The organism is Undibacterium sp. JH2W, assembly GCF_049340425.1.
In the GTDB taxonomy this organism is placed as follows: Bacteria; Pseudomonadota; Gammaproteobacteria; order Burkholderiales; family Burkholderiaceae_D; genus Undibacterium.
In genome coordinates, this window is record NZ_JBMPOT010000013.1 from 96167 (window position 1) to 115412 (window position 19246).

The 19246-nt window shown below is 51.9% G+C and carries 19 protein-coding genes; 13 read left to right on the forward strand and 6 right to left on the reverse strand.

Going from position 1 to position 19246, the window contains the following annotated elements:
* Window positions 1-8 precede the first annotated feature (8 nt).
* The gene (locus tag ACO0LC_RS19980) at window positions 9-623 is read left to right on the forward strand and encodes a LysE family translocator (protein ID WP_423006324.1); all 615 of its coding nucleotides are present in this window, start codon (window positions 9-11) and stop codon (window positions 621-623) included.
* 161 nt (window positions 624-784) lie between these two features.
* Here the strand turns inward: ACO0LC_RS19980 and ACO0LC_RS19985 are convergent, their stop codons facing one another.
* The 4 genes from ACO0LC_RS19985 to ACO0LC_RS20000 all read right to left on the reverse strand — a co-directional run bounded on the left by ACO0LC_RS19985 (window position 785) and on the right by ACO0LC_RS20000 (window position 4658).
* On the reverse strand, window positions 785-2371 hold the full coding sequence (locus ACO0LC_RS19985) for a DUF4139 domain-containing protein (protein ID WP_423006326.1): 1587 nt from the start codon (window positions 2369-2371) through the stop codon (window positions 785-787).
* 193 nt (window positions 2372-2564) lie between these two features.
* On the reverse strand, window positions 2565-2873 hold the full coding sequence (locus ACO0LC_RS19990) for a putative quinol monooxygenase (protein WP_423006328.1): 309 nt from the start codon (window positions 2871-2873) through the stop codon (window positions 2565-2567).
* 36 nt (window positions 2874-2909) lie between these two features.
* Entirely contained in the window at window positions 2910-3731 is an 822-nt protein-coding gene (locus ACO0LC_RS19995) for a helix-turn-helix domain-containing protein (protein ID WP_423006330.1), read from the reverse strand.
* 117 nt (window positions 3732-3848) lie between these two features.
* Window positions 3849-4658 carry a substrate-binding periplasmic protein gene (locus ACO0LC_RS20000; protein ID WP_423006332.1) on the reverse strand — a complete coding sequence of 270 codons (810 nt, stop codon included), beginning with the start codon at window positions 4656-4658 and terminating at the stop codon, window positions 3849-3851.
* A 506-nt stretch (window positions 4659-5164) separates the two neighbouring features.
* Here ACO0LC_RS20000 and ACO0LC_RS20005 point away from each other — a divergent pair.
* From ACO0LC_RS20005 to ACO0LC_RS20035, 7 genes are all read left to right on the forward strand, one after another.
* The gene (locus tag ACO0LC_RS20005) at window positions 5165-5761 is read left to right on the forward strand and encodes a DUF938 domain-containing protein (RefSeq protein ID WP_423006334.1); all 597 of its coding nucleotides are present in this window, start codon (window positions 5165-5167) and stop codon (window positions 5759-5761) included.
* Window positions 5762-5868: 107 nt separating this feature from the next.
* A complete protein-coding gene (locus ACO0LC_RS20010; RefSeq protein ID WP_423006336.1) occupies window positions 5869-6834 on the forward strand; it encodes a YHYH protein in 966 nt (321 codons plus the stop codon).
* A gap of 550 nt (window positions 6835-7384) precedes the next feature.
* Window positions 7385-8047, forward strand: coding sequence for an SCO family protein (locus ACO0LC_RS20015; RefSeq protein WP_423006338.1), 663 nt, complete (start codon window positions 7385-7387; stop codon window positions 8045-8047).
* A 115-nt stretch (window positions 8048-8162) separates the two neighbouring features.
* Entirely contained in the window at window positions 8163-8642 is a 480-nt protein-coding gene (locus ACO0LC_RS20020; protein ID WP_423006340.1) for a hypothetical protein, read from the forward strand.
* 9 nt (window positions 8643-8651) lie between these two features.
* A complete protein-coding gene (locus tag ACO0LC_RS20025) occupies window positions 8652-9356 on the forward strand; it encodes a hypothetical protein (protein ID WP_423006342.1) in 705 nt (234 codons plus the stop codon).
* A gap of 240 nt (window positions 9357-9596) precedes the next feature.
* A complete protein-coding gene (locus ACO0LC_RS20030; RefSeq protein ID WP_423006344.1) occupies window positions 9597-10613 on the forward strand; it encodes an SPFH domain-containing protein in 1017 nt (338 codons plus the stop codon).
* Window positions 10614-10627: 14 nt separating this feature from the next.
* A complete protein-coding gene (locus ACO0LC_RS20035) occupies window positions 10628-11596 on the forward strand; it encodes a sugar kinase (RefSeq protein ID WP_423006346.1) in 969 nt (322 codons plus the stop codon).
* A 328-nt stretch (window positions 11597-11924) separates the two neighbouring features.
* Here the strand turns inward: ACO0LC_RS20035 and ACO0LC_RS20040 are convergent, their stop codons facing one another.
* Window positions 11925-12617: a hypothetical protein gene (locus ACO0LC_RS20040; protein WP_423006348.1), complete on the reverse strand. Its 693-nt coding sequence runs from the start codon at window positions 12615-12617 to the stop codon at window positions 11925-11927.
* A 356-nt stretch (window positions 12618-12973) separates the two neighbouring features.
* Here ACO0LC_RS20040 and ACO0LC_RS20045 point away from each other — a divergent pair, with 356 nt between their 5' ends.
* The 4 genes from ACO0LC_RS20045 (at window position 12974) to ACO0LC_RS20060 (ending at window position 17323) form a co-directional block, all read left to right on the forward strand.
* The gene (locus ACO0LC_RS20045; protein WP_423006350.1) at window positions 12974-13918 is read left to right on the forward strand and encodes an ADP-ribosylglycohydrolase family protein; all 945 of its coding nucleotides are present in this window, start codon (window positions 12974-12976) and stop codon (window positions 13916-13918) included.
* A gap of 283 nt (window positions 13919-14201) precedes the next feature.
* Entirely contained in the window at window positions 14202-15599 is a 1398-nt protein-coding gene (gene fumC / locus ACO0LC_RS20050; RefSeq protein WP_423006352.1) for a class II fumarate hydratase, read from the forward strand.
* A gap of 94 nt (window positions 15600-15693) precedes the next feature.
* Window positions 15694-15993: a putative quinol monooxygenase gene (locus ACO0LC_RS20055; RefSeq protein ID WP_423006354.1), complete on the forward strand. Its 300-nt coding sequence runs from the start codon at window positions 15694-15696 to the stop codon at window positions 15991-15993.
* 79 nt (window positions 15994-16072) lie between these two features.
* Window positions 16073-17323: an ectonucleotide pyrophosphatase/phosphodiesterase gene (locus ACO0LC_RS20060; RefSeq protein WP_423006356.1), complete on the forward strand. Its 1251-nt coding sequence runs from the start codon at window positions 16073-16075 to the stop codon at window positions 17321-17323.
* Between the two features lie 187 nt (window positions 17324-17510).
* Here ACO0LC_RS20060 and ACO0LC_RS20065 read toward each other — a convergent pair whose 3' ends face one another.
* Entirely contained in the window at window positions 17511-18008 is a 498-nt protein-coding gene (locus tag ACO0LC_RS20065) for a GNAT family N-acetyltransferase (RefSeq protein WP_423006358.1), read from the reverse strand.
* A gap of 258 nt (window positions 18009-18266) precedes the next feature.
* Here ACO0LC_RS20065 and ACO0LC_RS20070 point away from each other — a divergent pair, with 258 nt between their 5' ends.
* A complete protein-coding gene (locus ACO0LC_RS20070; protein ID WP_423006360.1) occupies window positions 18267-19205 on the forward strand; it encodes a LysR family transcriptional regulator in 939 nt (312 codons plus the stop codon).
* The last annotated feature ends 41 nt before the right edge of the window (window positions 19206-19246 follow it).

A 19246-nucleotide genomic window follows, 5' to 3' on the forward strand; every position in this document is an offset into this window, starting at 1 on the left:
AGGCAAAGATGGAAGCAAGTTTATTTTTCAAAGCGATGCTGATAGGTCTGTCAATTGCAGCGCCAGTCGGCCCCATAGGTTTGCTGTGCATACAACGCACGCTGGCACAGGGCATGCGTACCGGCTTTGTCAGTGGCCTGGGGGCAGCCTGTGCTGATGCCGTGTATGGCGCGATAGGGGCATTTGGCATGGTGGCGGTGACGGATTATTTTGTCTCGCTGAGTACCCCGCTGGCGATAGGCGGAGCCTTGTTCCTGGGCTGGATGGGCTTGAAGCTGCTGCTGGAAAAAAATGAAGCAGGGCAGGCGGCCAGCGTGGGTAAGCAGAAAACTGGCCAGGCTTTCATCTCGGTATTTGCCCTGACCCTGGCCAACCCCATGACCATCATCTCGTTTGTCGCTGTCTTTGCCAGCATCGCCGGGCCTAAAGTGCTGGGCCACGCGGCGGCAGGCTTGATGGTGCTTGGGGTGTTCCTGGGGTCGGCAATTTGGTGGCTGATGCTCAGTGCGGGTGTTGCCTTGCTCTCCAGGCAAATGGGAGCAGGTGTATTGGGCTTTATTAACCGGCTTGGTGGCCTGTTGCTGTTGGGTTTCGCTATCTGGCAGTTATGGCAGCTCGTGTGATAATGCACGTGAGCCAGTCATGCCTTGTAGGAGCGGCTTTAGCCGTGTATGCCCGATACGGCCAGGGCTTTCACGACTAAAACTGCTCCTGTGAAGGTAAAAACTACCTGACCAGGAGCAAGTGAAACTGAAAACTTTTCCTGCATGTCCTGAGATGCAACTCAACGTAAACCATTCACCATCGCATCCTTGGGATAACTGATCGTATAGTCGGCCCTGAGTTTCAATTTCTTGCCAGCTTCCAGCGGCATCTGCCAGGCGATGATGCCGGGTTGCTTGTTCCAGCTGCTTTGTGTCGCTTCAGGGGTAAACTTCGTTTCCACCTTGATGTCTTCATGGCGCGCCACTGGCGAAGCTTCCAGCACTTGCAGCGTGACCGTGGTTTTGTGATTGTTTTCTATGACATAGGAATTGGTGAATTTTTTCTCTATGCGGCTGTTGATGAAACCCTTGTTGGCATCATCGCGCTGTTCTGGTTCGACTTCTACCCTGACCAGATTGTCGGTGCCAAAGAAGAGTTCCAGTTTTTCCTGGCTACCAAAAGCGAGCTGGCTTTGGCCTATAAAATCATTGTCGCGGTATAACTGCAGATTGCCGCTAGGCCATGAACCTGCAGGACGGGCAGCATTGGCCAGCAAATAAGCCTGTGCCTCTTGTTTGGGTTGTACGCGCACCAGCACTTGTGCATCGACGACCTGGCTGCCCAGGGCAAAACCGGTTTTCTGGCCGTCGCTGTTCAGGTTGATTTTGCCTGGCACCTGGAATTCTGCTGCATATTCACTTTGAAATACGCTGACATCAAAATTGGGCATTTCTGCCACATTCTCAGCATCACGGTCTATCGCCATTCTGGCGACTGGGGCGGGTGAAGGTGGTGGGGTAGCCTTCGCCAAGGAATACGAATATTGTGCTTCTTTAGGCAAAGGCGGGATGATGCTCAAGGTCCACGGAGACGGCGGATATAACTGGCTGGACTGATTAGGCTGTGAGGTCGATAGCTTCAGGTTGATGGCATTCCAGTCTTCCCCGCTATTCTGGGCTACCTGGGCATGACGCTCCAGTCTGACTTGCGACTTGGCAGTGTCAAGATAGGCACGATAAACCGGCGTCCAGCCAGCCTGACTCAGACGATAGGATAAACGGACTTCACCTTCAGTTTGTGCTGCCAGGCGAATTTGCACGCTGCGCACTTGTGGATTGGCCTGGAATTGGCGGCTTTGTTCTGCCCGCAGGGGCACCAGTTGCTGCTCCAGTTCATTCAGGCGCTTTTGCGCAGCCAGGCGACGTTGCAAGGCATCCTGCCCGCTGCGGCGTAATTGTTCGGCGGTAGTGACAAGCGCGGCGCTGCTGTTCTGGCGTTCGTTGGCAAAGCTTTTCAGATAGCCTATGACCAGGTCTTGCGCTTCACTTTCTGCACTGATGCTGGCCTTTTGTTCCTGCAATTCACGTATGCGCATATCCAGGCTGGTATTGGCACATTCAGGTGCGCGCGCCCTGTCCAGGGTTTGTACACTGATGTCACCGACCTGTATGCCTGCATCCGCCTGTACTTTTAAAGAATCAAGGTCAAAGCGCGCAGACAGGCAATTGATCTTTAATTCCCTGGCACCGGCGGCCACCCTGGCCACTCTTTCGACGTTGGCACCACCAGGATAAACCAGAACATTGCTGATCTTTGAATTCGCAGGGTTTTGCGCCAGCGCAAGTTGTGGCAACAAGGCGGCAAGGATGAGCATTTTCATTTTCATGGATATTCCTGATGAGGTGCTGTTGATCTTCATTAATGGCTGTTCTTGCCAGTATCGCATTAATTATGCAATTGGCAAAATCGGCTGATGATGAATGAGCCTGCTTCAACATAGAGTAGCACTAGCAAGTGACAGGAAAAGCCAGTTAGTTTTAAAGAAGAACAAGGCAAGCCCGCACTTGCCTTGTTCTTGTTTATGCTGCTGGCCAGCTTGTGTGCGCCACCATATTACCAAAAGTAATTTTCGGTGGCTGTGCCAATAATGTTTCCATGCGCTGCAAAGCAGCCTTGAGTGGTGCCGATTGCAGGTGTGTATCGCAGGCTGCCTGATCGCGGTACAGCTCATACACCATAAAAATATCAGGCTGTGCCTGCTGCTGATGCAATGCATAGAAAATATTGCCAGGCTCTTCCTGGGTGGATACTACTAATTTTTCCAGCAGGCTTTTTACTTCATCGCGCGCCGCGCCATGGGCTTGCAGTTCGGCCAATAATAACAGCATGTTTTGCTCCGTTTAATAAGGGAGCTTCAGTATGCTTTAGTGGCCTCGGCTGGTATTGTAAAAATGCGTCCTGCTGCGTGCCAGCTTCAAATATTGGTCCGGGCTGCTACCAGTAAATTTCTTGAACTCATGGATGAAATGCGCCTGATCATAATAGCCGTGGTCCAGCGCAACTGAGGCAGCATGCATATGCTGATTCAGCATCAGGCTGCGTACCGTATGCTGGAAGCGACTGCTGCACTTCACACTATTTGCTGTTTGCCCGCTGGCCGCCAGAAAACGGCGTTCAAACTGTCGTCTGCCTATGCAAAAATGCTCAGCCAGGCTAGCTATGCTGAGGTGTGCATATTGCCGGTACAGTAGCGGCATGGCTTGTTCTATCAAGGCATCAGGTGCAACTGGCCGCAAGTGCCTGAGCAAGAAGACTTGTATTAACTCCAGTCGCTCAGACAGTAAGCTGGCATACGATAATTGCTGGCATAAGCTGCGCGCTGCCTGGCCCCAGATATCTTCGACCGACACTGTCAGGTCCGTCATTTCCTGCATCGGTATCTTGCTGAAACGCGACAACATACCTATCTTGAAGCGCACGGCGATAAAACCCAGATCAGCCGAGGCAGACAGGCTCACAGACTGTTGACGCAAGCACAGTAAATGCGCCTGGGTCAATGCCTGTTCTACGGTATCGCCTTGCCTGCGAAAGTGAAAGGGACGGCGATAGTGAAAATACAGTTCTGCCCCCGTACCCGGCAATAATTCTGGCAGGGCGATGAGCTCAGTTGCCTCGCTTTCCCATCCCCAAAAACGGTCTATATAGGGGCGCAGTTGCGGATGGGCTGGTTGCTGGAATTTTTTCATGGCTGAGGCTAAGCCAGCTTGGCTATGCACTTAATGCACAGACTCTGACACAGGCTCTGATAATGTATCAAAAAGCAATAATAGCAGACTGGAGTCGATCGCGTGAGAGGGCAAGCGTCATGGCAGCATGTTCTGCGCCTCACGTGCATCCACATATTTTCGGTAGATTTTGAGTAAAGTACCGTCTTGCTGTATCGCCTTGAGCAGCATGCCCCATTCATGCGCCTCGGCCTGGCTGAAACGTGCTTTACTGATGGCAAGATTGCCCACGGCTTGCAAATTACCCGCATCCCAATCCACAACGCGCACGGTGTTAGGGTTGATTTTGCTATCGATGTAAAACTGGAATGCACCTTGATAAGAGGTGACAGCAGCCACTTCACCCTTGATCAAGGCATTGATCAAATGCGCTTCATCGACATAGAATCTGATTCTGTCCGCCTGGGTCCAGGCAGTGATCAATGGGTCATAAAATGCACTATGCATGAAGCCCCTGATAGCGCCAAATTTAAGCGTACTGGCTGCCTGGAATTGCGCCAGTGTCTGCATCGTAGCAGGTGCTGCCGGACCGAGCAGGACGATGTGATGGCTGCGTACATAGGGGAAAAGCCAGAGATATTCTTCGCGCTCAGGTGTGCTCAAAGTCGCCATCATCATGTCAGTGCGACCGGCTTTTATCTCTATCAGGCTGCGCGCCCGCGCCTGCATTCTTGCATCAAAAACACAGCCACTACGCTTGCTGAGTTCATCAACCAGGTCACGGTCTATGCCATTGCCGGCTGCTACGCCGCGTTCGGATTTGAAATAAATGCCCAGTTCTATAAAGTCCAGCTTGATGGGATTTGGCGGACACTTGGGTGCGGCTGTCGCGATATTACAGGCAAGACAGATGGGGAGCAGACAAGCAGGAAGGCAGCGGTTCAACATTGGTCACCATCAAGAATACCTGTCAAGACTGGCAAGAGAGCGGCATGCAGGTTTGCATCAGTGAATTTTCAGCATACCACCTGCATGAAAAATTGAGTATTTTGAAATGTCAAGATTTGAAAAAAATGGACTGAAAAATACAGTTTCAGGTGCTTGTGCACGGACGCTGCCCAGCAATTCATGGAGGGAATTCAAATGCTGGTGTGAAGTTGTTTGGTATTATCTAAAAAATATCTTGATTAGGACTTACGCAAAATTGTCCCAACAAGGCTATCACCAAGGAAACCTCCCTGGTAAGGGAGGTTCGTTTCGTCGGCAGGCAATGTATTGCCTGAACCCCCGACTACACCGTAGCGACGAAGACAGTACTTTAGTACCTAATTTGCTAAATGCAGGAGCTACAACGTAGTTGGGGCGGTTTTGCGTATGTCCTATTGATAACATATCAAGCAGACAGCCATATGCTGCTATGCTCAGACAAGTCATCGCTATATGAAAGAAGTGTAATGAGTAAATTGTTTTCGGCTGCCTGCGAAAGAAACAGCGCACCCATACTGCAAGTCATCCAGCCCCTGTTAAGTAACTCCCAGAGCCTGTTGGAGATAGGGAGCGGCACTGGCCAGCATGCCGTGAATTTTGCACGGTCATTGTCGCACCTGCAATGGCAAACCAGCGACAGGCTGGAATATCATCCCAGCATCATCGCCTGGATGGCGGAGGCCGCTTTGCCCAATTTGCTACCACCCCTGGAGTTGAATATAGGAATCAACCCCTGGCCTCAGGCCCAGTTTGATGCTGTGTACACTGCCAATACCTGCCACATCATGGCGTGGGAAGAAGTGGAACTCATGTTTGCAGGCGTTGCCACCTTGCTCAACGAGGGGGGTGTGTTTCTCATCTATGGTCCCTTCAATTATGCCGATAAATTCACCAGTGCCAGCAACCAGCATTTTGATGCATCGCTCAAACAGCAAGCTGCCCATATGGGCATACGCGATATAGAAAACATCCTGATCCAGGCAAGCCAGCATGGCATGCGCCTGCAAGATGATATCGCCATGCCTGCCAATAATCGCTTGCTGGTGCTACGCAAAACCGCATAGACCAGACTAACTTATTTACACTTCATATTTCCTCCATATTCCTGCGCCAGGATTACTCATTGCTTTTAATAAGCGCTTGATGCGCTGTTGGCGTAAAGAGGGGAAATATGAAGAAGTCCATGTTGATCGCTACGCTGTTGGCTGGCCTGAGTGCGATTTTGCTTGCCTGTGGTGGCGGTTCGGGCAGCGCCGCAGTAGCGGGTAGTTCTGGCATCACCGCGACAACTGGTGCTACCAGCACTAGCACAGGCAGCAACACTGGCACGTCTGCCAGCAATACGATAGATGCAACCAGGCTGCCGCTAGGGGACGGCAAGTTCAGCCGCACCACACCTGCTGTTGGCTATGTCTACGCCTGCTATACCGCGGGCTCAGGCGGTGCCAGCAGTAAGGGGCCATGGTTCAATGCCGACGGCATGACCTGGAATGCCCTGGGCAAGATCAGCGTGCAAGGCGCAGTCAGCTGGACCTCCAGTTTTCTGGTGAGCCTGGGTTCCAGCCTTGGCATCACAGGCAATGGTTTGCCGCCAAATCCCACGGGCACTTTTCCCATCGCCAGCACTGACCCGGCCTATGCCTATGACCGCAATCCAAATAGCATCAGCCAGGCCAACATCGCCTGGGGCTTGCCCGCCAATCCCGTGGTCGCTGCCCAACCCACATGCACCAGCCTGGGTGCCATCGGTGTCTTGCTCGATGGCGTGCGCCTCTATAATGCCGACGACGGCGGCTACCGCGACGCCGTCGCCTGGGAAATCCAGGACGCCTGCCAGGGCCATCCCGAACGCTCAGGTCAATACCATCACCACAACATCAGCTCCTGCCTGACACAAAAAGACACCCCGGGCCAGCACTCCCCTTTAGTCGGCTACATCGCCGACGGTTTCGGCATCTATGGCAACCAGGGCGAAAATGGCAAAGCCCTGACTAATGCCGACCTCGACGAATGCCATGGCCACACCCATGCAGTAGAACGTAACGGCGTGACGGTGACTCAGTACCATTACCATCAGACCAAGGAATTTCCTTACACCATAGGCTGCTACAAGGGGACGCCGGTGACTGTGCATTAGGGTTTGTATGTATTTTAAAATCAAGACCAAAAGGCTCACCACAGAGGCGCAGATGGAAATGAAGAAGTCTTGAGAGTTTTCTCTTGTGAAAATATGGATAGCGCTTGTGTTGACGTTGGTTTTGAATTTGGGGTTGCTGTTGCTTTTGTTTTTGACTTTCGCAGTTCCGATGTGTCGACGCCGTTTGTGCAGTACAGAAAATGGAAAAAGAAGAGCCGCTGTTTGAGGTGCAGCAGGGATTTCGGCCAGCATGCTGGCCGCCTGCGTAACGGTATGCGCTTGCAAGCGCATACTCCTAAGGGCAAGGCCGCAGGCGAGTTTCGGATCTTCCCATTTTTTGTACTGCACAAACGGGTACCCCGTAGGGGCGACGACGCCTCGGTCGCCTTCTTTTGCATTCTTTTCTTGGCGAGACAAGAAAAGAATGTAGCTGTCGGGCTACCCCCGACCTGCAATCGAAAAAAACGAATGCGAGTAATAAAAGCACGATCTCAACAGACAATAAAAAACACGATCTCAACAGACAAAAAAATTCCAGCACGCCCCCACCATGACCATCATAAAAAACCTGCTCCTGAGCTTACTGATCTTAGTCACCACCACCCTCAGCCTGGGCTGGCTGACCGGCGCATTCGCAGGCCCACAAAACGCACTCAACAATGACAGACTGCCATATTACTACCAGCAAAACCTGCAAGCACATTGGGACACCTGGGCATCCTGGCAACGCATAGCCAGGTTCAGCCTGATCAACCAGCATGGGCAAGAGATCGATCAAACATTACTCCATCACCAGCCCAGCTTTGTCGGTTTCTTTTATGCAGGCTGCGTCACCCTGTGCCCCATCTCGCTGGAAGTGCTGCGTGAACTGCAAACACAAACAGGCAGGAAAAAACTGATGTCACCCCAATTCATCATGCTCACCGTGACACCGGAACAAGATGATACCAGCACCATGGTTGCCTACGCAAAAAAACTGAAACTACCAAGTGACTGGACCCTGCTCACAGGCAGCAGCCAGCAAATGCAAAAACTGACTGCCAGCCTGATGACCGACATCAATGCCCGCGCCAGCAATGGCGAACCCCTGCATGGCCAGCGCGCTTTCCTGCTGGATGCACAAGCCCGCATACGCGGTATCTATGATGCCTCGTCCATGCTGGAAATGCGCCGCATGATCAGGGATTATGAAAGCTTGTTGCAAGACCAGTAGGGTGCGTTATAACGCACCATGGGCAAGACCAAAAATCTCAGCACAAAGAAAAAAAGGAATCAAGTTCTCATACCCTGGCCTGGCAGGCATGATTTTCTTGCGTTATCATCCTGCCATGAAAAAATTAACTTTGCTATCGACAGCCCTGTTTATCAGCCTGAATCTAGCATCTGCCAGTATGATGGCAGCGGCGGATACTCCCGTGCAAACCAAAAAAGACGATGCGCTGACGCTGTGCCGCCTGCCAGAAATGGGTATCAGGAGTGATGTGGGCCTGGGCTTTCCCCGTATAGGAACACGTCTGCGTACTCTCGGCGATGTCAAGGTCACCGTGCTATTCGTCGATTTTAGCGATGTCCCAGCCACACAGACACCGCAGCAAGTGATGTCCATCATCTCGCCGCAGGCAGAGAAATATTATGAAGCAGTCTCTTATGGCAAGCTAAGGCTGCATTTTGTATCGAGCTACCAATGGCTGCGCATGGGGAAAAGCTCGGTAGACTATCATTTTGGCCGCGGCGCCCCATTCGAAACCCAGCGTAGCTACATGCAAGAAGCCGTCATGCGAGCTGGCAAATCGATAGATTACAGCTAGACCGATGCCTTGCTGGTGATCGCCAATCCGGCAGTCAAGGCCATAGACTGGGGCCCGGCATTTTCTGCTTCGCCAGGTTTTGGCATACAGGCAGGTGGGCGTGAAATATTGAACGGCGCGACTTCAGGCAGTGACCTGACAATATTGGGATGGTCATGGTTCGCCCATGAATTTGGCCATGTCATGTCCCTGGTCGATCTGGCAGGGCCACTGCCGAGCACGCAAGAATGGCATACCTATGTCGGCGACTTTAGCGTCATGGGTAATCCGGCTGGCAAGGCGCACGAATTACTGGGCTGGGAAAGATGGCAACTCGGCTGGCTGGACGATCAACAAGTACAGTGCGCCAGTGGCGCAACACTGCAAACCAGGCTGACACCCATAGAGCGCCGTGATGATAGCGGGACCAGCAGCAAGATCATCATCGTTCCCACAGGAAAAAACACCGCCATCATCATAGAAAGCCGTCGCGCTGAAGGCTATGACAGCGGCATTCCCCAGCCTGGCCCACTGGTCTATACCATAGACACCCGCCTCAGCTCACACGACGGTGCAATTCGCCTGCAACCCGTTGACGACAAAGACACGCAGCACCTGCAAGCACCCATGAAACCTGGCCAGACCATGCGCATAGGGAAAACCAGCATCAGTTTTCTGGGTAGTGATGCAAGTGGTGATCTGGTGCGGGTAGAGACAGGTAATGGTGGACGATGAAAGATTGCACTGCTTGATGGCAATGCTAAAAGCAGGATGCGCCATGCGCAGCTTGTTTACTACTTCCTGCATATGCCTGAAAGGCGGTGCGCGCAGCGCATCCTATTGAGCATAGCCATTATTTATTAAAAACCACCTTAGTTAAAATAATTAACTAACTTAGTTGAAATTAATAACTAAGTAAGCTATCCTTGTATTCAAGCAGGCAAACACGCGCCTGAAAATACCGGGGAAGCCAGCATGTTCAATATTAAATTCATCAAATTCCAGCCTACTACCTATGTGCTGCAATTCAAAAATGGCCAGGTCAGGCGCGAAGGTGCAGGGTTGGCCTTCTTTTACTATGCACCCACGACGTCCATGCTGGCCATCCCCATGGCGAGTGAAGATACGCCGTTTATCTTTGAAGAAAAGTCTGCAGATTTCCAGACCGTGACAGTGCAAGGCCAGGTTACTTACCGCATCAGTGAACCGCAAAAAATCAGCAGCTTGCTGAATTTCTCCATCAACCCGGTGAGCCAGCAATACATTTCTGATGATCCGCAAAAACTCTCGCAGCGTGTCGTCAATCTGGTTAAGGTGCTGACGCGCAAAGGCTTGCAAAGCCTGGCCCTGCGCGATGCGCTGAAGGCGGCAGATACCCTGGGTGGCGCGGTCACCATGGCTGTGCGGGACAGCAAGGAATTGCAAGCCCTGGGTGTGGAATTGTTGGGCCTGAGTTTTTTGGCCTTGAAGCCCACGCCAGAAGCTGCCAAAGCGCTGGAAGCCCAGGCGCGTGAACAAATCCTTAAATGTGCAGATGATGCGATTTATGAGCGTCGCAATGCTGCTGTGGAGCAGGAACGTCGCATACGCGAAAATGAATTGAATACCGAGATTGCTGTCGAAAGCAAAAAACGGCAAATACGTGAAACCCAGATGGAAGCTGAAAAAAGCATACAGCAAAAAGAAAGCGAATTGAAACTCGCCCAGATGCAAGCCAAAATTGCCGAAGAAAACCAGCAAACCACCTATATTAAACTGGCGACAGAAAATGCCAGGTCCGAGGCTGACAGCCGTGCCTATGCTGCCCAGACCCTGATGCATGCTTATAGCGGTGTTGATCCCAAAGTCTTGCAGGCACTGGCGATGGGCAATATGCAATCTGGCCAGTTGATTGCCCTGGCTTTCCAGGAGCTGGCCGAAAAAGCCGGGACCATAGGCCAGTTGAATATCACGCCTGATCTCTTGCGTGAACTCATGTACCAGCCAGCATAAAGCGAGGGATAGCCATGCAGATGAACCGGGCGAATGAGCGTCAGACAGAAAACAAGATCATCCTGGTCACCCGCAAGACCAGGCTGGAAGAACTCATCGTTAAATATAATACCGTGGGCCAGGCCAGGTTTTATATAGAACATCTGGGTGCTGATTTTGCCGGTTATCAGGCCGAGCATGACAATTACCAGGCTTGCGTCAAAGCGGCAGAAACCAGTTTGCTGCGCCTGGGGCGTTTGCAAATAGTAGACCGCGGCTTTGTACCCAATATGATCTTTGGTGAACACGATATCGTCATCGCCCTGGGGCAGGATGGCCTGGTCGTCAATACCATGAAATATCTGGACGGCCAGCGCCTGATCGGCGTGAATCCAGATGCGCAACGCTGGGACGGTGTGCTGTTACCCTTCGAAGTCAGCGACCTGCCCAGTCTGGTGCCCGAGGTACTAAGCCAGCGTCGCCCTGTGCGTGAAGTCACCATGGCCATGGCCAGACTTAATAATGGCCAGACCATGCTAGGCGTGAATGACATCTTTATCGGCCCCAGGAGCCATATATCGGCCCACTACACCATACAAAGCGAGGGGCAACAAGAACGGCAATCATCAAGTGGCATCATCATATCCACTGGCCTGGGTTCCACAGGCTGGATGAAAAGCGTACTCGCCGGTGCCAGCGCCATCTGCCAGCCACTGGCTGACGATCTGCCGTATGAACTACCCTTAATCCCCATGCCAGCCAGCAGCAGTTGGGATACCAGGGAATTGCAGTTTGCCGTACGCGAACCTTTCCCCAGCAAGACTTCATCCACCAATCTCGTGCATGGGCTCATACGTGATCACGCCAGCCTGCAAATCACCTCACTGATGCCAGAACACGGCGTCATCTTCAGTGATGGCATAGAAGCTGATTATCTGGAGTTTAATGCGGGCTTGACAGCCGAGATAGGAGTGGCGGATAGAAGAGGGTATCTGGTCATGTAGTCTGCTGCATCTTGCTTAAGCATTGAGAAGCAAGTTTCTCATCTGGAATGGCAGATATGCAAAAAAACACTTTTGATTTTAAATAAAACCAAGATGCTTTCTGGGGGCGTGTAGGGTGCGCCGTGCGCACCACCCTTTTTGTCATAGATATCGAGAGCTGCATGACGCATTCGCTGGAGCGCATACATGCGACCTAAACCATGTCTCACTTTTCTATTACTTTAGCTGGAGGTACAGCTGAAAAACAAGGCTGATTGAAATGCATGGCAAGGCCACATAATTTTAGGCAGCCTCTCAGTGAGTTAATGCGCCAAAGCCAGGCAATCGCTTACCATTGCTTGAAGGAGAAATCTTCATTGATATAAAACTGCAATTCTTTGATGCCATCGCTGTAACTGCGGCAGTTAAATCCCTGGAGCCCGGCCAATCTATGTTCGACCATCTTGATTTCCACTTCTTTGTATAGCTTGTTCTTTTTCCTGGATAAAATTATTTTGTCAGTCGCATAATTGATACTTTGACGGTAAAAAGATCTTTCTTCATCGTTGCTGTCTATGTGATTTTCGCCTATGAGTTCCAGGTCTTTGCGAGTAGAGTTGTATCTGAATTGCAGTGAAAAATTAGAGCCATGCAGATTTGCATAACCCGTCACCAGCAAGGATTTATTTTGAATTTCTAGATTGTAATGATAGCGTACCCTGCAAAAATCATCAGATGCAGCAAGCACAGTGTAGCTTCCATTTTTCTGTCCAGCCAGGATAACCAGCCTCTCCCCACGTTCCCCTTCCTCTCTATGGCTGGTAAGAACCGCGGCAAAATCATCAATGCCATCGCCGTTCAGATCGCCTTTCACAAATTCCCATACGTTGAATTGTTCTTCGGGGAATAATGCATCAACCGCCGCTTTGACCCTGACATGATCAGGGATTTCAGCGGCTGTGCTTGAGGCCGATGTACTCAGTAAAATGGACAGCGTGGCGACTGCGAATAAATTCACGAGATATCCTTTTTTATTGTTCATTCATATTACCTTTTTGCGCAATTCATCATACCAGATGGGCGTGTCTGAGCATGCACATCAGCATCAATAAATATCGTGACCTGGCTTTGAATGTAAATTCAACTAAGATAGTTGTAAATATTAACTAAGTAGGTTATCCTGCATCTATGGCATCGTCTCAATCCCGGGGCTAGCTGCTCACTTGCTAAGGATCACGCATGAGTATCACACTGCAACAAGGCTTTCTTGGTACATGGCAGGCTTGGCGGGTGGCGCGATTGGGGCGTGATCGCGTCTATTATCGAAGAAGAGTTGGCGGGCATGGATCATGCGCTGGTGAGGTTTAATGCCTGAAAAAATTAACGGAACATCTACTCATGATAAAAAAACCTACAAAAATAGAGCGTTTGACTGGCGGCCTGCTGGGTTTGCTGGTCGGCGATGCCTTGGGCGTTCCCTACGAATTTCACGATGCATCAACTATCCCCGCAGCAGAACTCATAGAGTTCCAGCCACCTGCTGGCTTTGCACGTTCACATCACCTTGTTCAACCCGGAACCTGGTCGGATGACGGCGCGCAAGCACTTTGTCTGCTGGCCTCATTATTGGAATGCGGGCAATTTGATGCAGATGATTTTGGTCGCAAGCTTGTCATGTGGTATGACGAGGGCTATATGGCAGTTGATGGAATTGTTTTTGATGTCGGCATCACGACAGGTAAAGCGATACTTGCCATGCGTCAGAATGTACCTGCGCTGCAAGCTGGTGCCCGTGGTGATCACGACAATGGCAATGGTTCATTGATGCGTGTATTGCCACTGGTTTTGTTTCATCGTGGGTCGGATTCTGATTTAGTCCGGATTGCACAATTGCAGTCGCAAATTACTCATGCACATCTGCGTTCGCAAGTCTGCTGTGCGCTCTACTGTCTTTGGGCACGCAGGATATTTAATGATGTTGCCGATCCTTGGAACGATGCTGTGATGACGCTGCGGGCGATTTATAAAAATCAACCCCAAGAACTTGAGGAACTGGAATGGTCGATACGACCAGACGATGAACCCATAGGTCATGGCTCAGGTTACGTGGTCGATAGCCTGCGCTCGGCCCTTATGGTTGTCGAAGCAGGGAATTATGAAACAGTAGTTCGTGCCGCGGTGAGCTTGGGTAATGATACTGATACGACAGCGTGTATTGCCGGGGGCATAGCTGGCATCCGTGATGGCATAACTGGCATACCTGCGCGCTGGAGAAATCAATTGCGTGGAGAAACCATTTTGACACCATTGCTAAAGCAATTGTTGGCCTATCATGAAGAATGAATGTGCAAGCTCATGTTCAGAAAACGCATGCCTGTCCACAAAATCAATTTTTATCTGTAGGAGCGGCTTCAGCCGCGATTTTTTGCTGAGTGGACTCTGCAAGATAGTGCAGGCAGTTTGAAAGCCTGTTCGCGGCTAAAGCCGCTCCTACAGAGGAATTGCGCGGCAGACTGAAATTACCAAATCGCAATCAGGCAGACTATGGCATTCGCAGCTAAAATGAGAGCATAGTTTCAAGATTTTATATCATGAAGTTCTACTCTCATCCCAGGAGCTGTTGCAAATGAAAACCAAGTATTCCGGCGCGCAGCGCAATGAGCGCGATACCTTTGGCGAAATTGCCGTCCCCGCAGATGCATTATGGGGTGCGCAGACCCAGCGTTCACTGCATCACTTTGCGATTTCCACAGAAACCATGCCGCCAGAACTGGTGTTGGCGCTGGCCCGCGTCAAGCGTAGTTGTGCCCAGGTGAATAGTGATCTGGGGCTGCTTGACGGCAAGGTGGCAGGGGCGATTGCCCAGGCGGTAGAAGAAGTATTGGCAGGTACGCATGCAGCAGAATTCCCGCTGTCGGTCTGGCAGACAGGTTCTGGCACGCAGAGCAATATGAATATGAATGAAGTGCTGGCCAACCGTGCCTCAGAATTTTTGGGCGGCACACGCGGCATGAGCCGGGTCGTGCATCCAAATGATCATGTGAATATGGGGCAGTCATCGAATGATGTCTTCCCCACAGCCATGCATGTGGCTGCTGCTGCGGCCGTCATTGAACACGTCTTGCCATCGCTGAAAAAACTGCGCACTACCCTTGATGCCAAGGCCAAAGAATTTGCCGACATCATCAAGATAGGTCGTACCCATTTGCAAGATGCCACACCGCTGACCCTGGGTCAGGAAATCTCGGGCTGGGTGGCACAACTTGACTATGCCGAAAAAGCCTTGCGTCACACCCTGCCAGCCTTGCAGGAACTGGCGATAGGTGGCACGGCCGTCGGCACTGGTCTCAATACCCATGCTGATTTTGGTGACCTGGTTGCCGCCAACCTGACAATCGATACCGGCATTGCCTTTAGCGCAGCCCCCAATCGTTTTGCTGCACTGGCTGGCCATGATGCCATGGTCAGCAGCCATGGTGCACTCAAGACCCTGGCCACCGCCTTGATGAAAATCGCCAATGACATACGCTGGCTGGCATCCGGCCCGCGCTCTGGCCTGGGTGAATTGCAGATACCAGAAAATGAACCCGGTTCTTCCATCATGCCTGGCAAGGTCAACCCTACCCAGTGCGAAGCCGTGACCATGCTGTGTTGCCAGGTGCTGGGCAATGATGTGGCACTCAGCATAGGCGGCGCATCCGGTAATTTTGAATTGAATGTTTTTAAACCCCTGATCGTCCATAACTTCCTGCAAAGCTGCCGCTTGTTGGCTGACGGCATGGCCAGCCTGGATGAACATTGCGCCCAGGGCATGCAAGCCAACCGGGCACGCATCAAGGAATTGCTCGATAATTCCCTGATGCTGGTGACGGCACTCAATCCTTATATAGGTTATGACCGCGCTGCTGCGATTGCCAAGCATGCACACAGCAAGGGCACGACCCTGCGCGAAGCGGCACTGGCTTTGGGCTATGTCACGGCGGAGGAATTCGATGGCTGGGTCAGGCCTGAGGATATGGTCTGATACGTTGCAATCCGTAACGCTGGTAGGGTGCGCCGTGTGCACCCCAGCAAACCTCAACACAAGCTTGTACTTAATTATTGTCTGGAATTATTTTATGTCTGAAGCACTCATGCTGGTCATCCTTATCCAAACCAAACCCGGTCAGCGTAGCGAACAAATCGCTGCCTATACCAGGCTGGCACCGCTGGTGCGTGCTGAGGCCGGTTGCCTGCAATATGATATGCACCCTGTCGATGGTGATGAAGATAAATTTGTGCTGGTAGAAAAATGGACTTCCAAAGCCGCTTTGGACGCGCACGATGCCATGCCCTACATGATAGAAGCAGATGCACTCAGCCCGAGTTTTCGTACCGGGCCTGCGACAGTCTTGTTTTTGGGGCCAGTGATCGCCTGATTGAAGTAGGGTGCGTTATAACGCACCATTAACTATCAACCCATATGGCGCGGGGGCTGCGCTCTATTCATCATACATCATGAAAAAAATTTTCGTAAATATAGTTGCTTATAGCCTGTTATCGCTGGCCGTTACTGGCTGCGTCAGGCCGCATCAAGACGCACCCATGATTCAAACTGCCAATAGCAGTTATCACCCCGTCATTCTGATTTCCATCGATGGCTTCAAGCCAGAATACCTGGGGCGTGGCGTGACCCCTACGCTGAATGCATTGGCTGCTGAAGGTGCCCGCGCCGAGAATATGCGGCCTTCTTTTCCATCGATTACTTTTCCCAATCACTATACTCTGGTGACTGGCTTGCGCCCTGATCATCATGGCATCGTCGCCAACACCATGGATGACCAGAACATTGCAGGCGTGCGCTTCAAGATGAGTAACAAAAGCGCCGTGCTCGACAGGCGCTGGTGGGATCAGGCTGAGCCTGTCTGGGTCACAGCAGAAAAAAATCAGGTCAAGACCGGCATCATGTTCTGGCCAGGTTCAGAAGCGGCTATTCATGGTGTGCGTCCTTCTGAATATCGTGCCTTCGATGAAACAGTAACGCCAGTCGCAAGGGTAGATACGGTATTGCACTGGATGGACAAGCATGCTGGCAGCCGCCCAGGATTTTTGACGATTTATTTTGATCAGGTCGATCATGCCGGTCATGACTTTGGCCCTGATACCCAAGAGGTGACAGATGCCGCGGCCACGGTTGACGCCGCCATTGCACGCCTGACGGAAGGTTTGCGTGCGCGCCGGATCGCGGCCAATATCGTCATCGTATCCGACCATGGCATGGCGGCGACCAGTTCAGAGCGCACCATCTTGCTGGACCAACTGGCACCGCCAGCCAGTTATGATGTCGTGGTCTATGGCAGCTATGCAGGCGTAGAGCCCAAGGCTGGACAAGAAGAGAATGTGGCCAAAGCGCTATTGAAAACACATGAGCACATGCAGTGCTGGAAAAAAGAAGACACCCCGGCCCGCTACCAATACGGCAAAAACCCACGCGTACCGCGCTTTGTTTGCCTGGCCGATGTTGGCTGGCTGGTCGTGCCGGATGCCAAGGCTGCGGGCAAAGCCAATAAAGGCGCGCACGGTTACGATAATCTGTCGCAGGAAATGCAGGCTTTGTTCATTGCCCATGGCCCGGCCTTCAAGAAAGCCACGGTCTTGCCAGCGTTTGATAATGTGGATGTGTATTCACTCTTGATGAAACTGACAGGCCTGCCTGCCCAGCCTTCAGATGGCAAGATTGATGCGATTCAACCGGCTTTAGTGCAGTGAGCTTGGTTGCTTGATCATGCGAAGTGCGGCCACTCTAACTAGCCAGTAGGGTGCGCCGTGCGCACCTGGTCGGGCGCAAAACTTCAAGATCACGCAATGCAGAGGCACAGAGACACAGGGAAAGACATCTGAAGGATGTACATGCAGGGGTGGTGCGCATGGTGCACCCTACTCATGGAGCTGGATATCAAGCTGTCGCGGCTACTTGGCCCGCAGAAAACGCCTGCAAGCCTTCACCTGCCAGACGGTAGCGTATCCATTCATCCTGCGGCCTGGCACCGATGGACTGGTAAAACTGTATCGCCGGTTCATTCCAGTCCAGTACACTCCACTCCAGCCTGCCGCAGCCTGTTTCTACGGCTATCTGTGCCAGATGCCGCAATAGCGCCTTGCCCGCGCCGCTACCGCGGTGGCTGGGCGAGATATACAAGTCTTCCAGATACATACCCTTGCGCCCGAGCCAGGTGGAATAGCTGAGGAAGTAAATCGCATAACCAACAGGCTTGCCATCAATCGCACAGATCAGGCCGTGCGCCGGGCTGTCGGTAGCAAACAGGCTTTGCCTGACATCATCGACGCTGGCGACGACTTCATGTTCGGCTCTTTCATAAATCGCCAGCTCAGTGATATAGGCATGGATCAGGGCTGCATCTTCAGGCAGGGCGGGGCGGATAGTAATTTCCATGAAATTCTCATTGTTAGTCCCTCCCATTCAAGAGGAGGGGGAGGGTGGGGATGCGGTTCGGACAAATTGCCCTACCTAAAAAATGTATTGAAAATCAATATGCCAAGGCTAGACAGTGATGGCTGCTACATGATTGCTGCGACCTCGCGTTTGCCACACTCATTTACCACACTCATTGCGATACCCATTTTCAGTACTCATTGCCATATCCTAGCAAGCCAGCCTACAATGCGGCAAGTGCAATTACTTCACGATATCATGCAGAATATGCATCTTAACCTGCGCAAGCTGGATCTCAATCTCTTGCTGGTATTTCATGCCCTGTATCAACAACGCTCAGTCACGGCTGCTGCGCATGAGCTGGCACTGAGTCCGTCTGCCCTCAGCCACGCCCTGGCCAGGTTGCGCCAGGCACTGGGGGATGAGTTGTTTGTGCGGCTGGATAACCAGATGCAACCGACGCTGCGGGCTGAGCAAATTGCCAGCACGGTCAGTACAGCATTGACGCAATTATCGGCTGGTTTGAACCTGAACCAGCGTTTCGACCCCACCAGCAGCCAGCGCAATTTTGTCATCTCTGCCAGCGACTATACGGCCTTTGCCATTTTGCCGCGCCTGATCTGCAGGCTGCAGCGAGTCGCTCCGCAAATCACGCTGCGCATCATCAATACCAACCAAAAACTGGCACTCGATGAACTGGCGGCAGGCCATATCGATTTTGCCCTGGGCTATGATGAAGAACGCCTACCTTTACCAGTGGGCCTGGAAGAATTTGACTGGATGCAAGATGACTATGTCGCCATCGCCAGCCTGCGACATCCACAGATCAAGCGCAAGCTGACACTCAAGACTTATCTGCAGGCACGCCATGTCGTCGTCACCCCCTGGAACGAGAGCCGCGGCGTCATCGACTATGTACTTGATGGCATGGCCCTGCAAAGACAGGTGGCCGTGCAATTGCCCAATGTGCTGGTCGCCCCTTTCATCATCGCCAGCGGTGAACTCATCATGACCCTGCCACGCCATGCCGCCACAAGCCTGGCACAGGCAGCAGGCATAGCGATTTACCCCGCACCTTTTGCCATGCCGCCCTACACCCTGAAGGTATATAGCCATAGCAAATATGCGCGCAGCGATGCGCATTTGTGGTTGCGCAGATTGATGATGGAGGTGGCGGTAGGTGCCGGATCACTTTAAGTAGTTTTACCGGAAATTTTTCCAGCTTTATATTCCTGCTT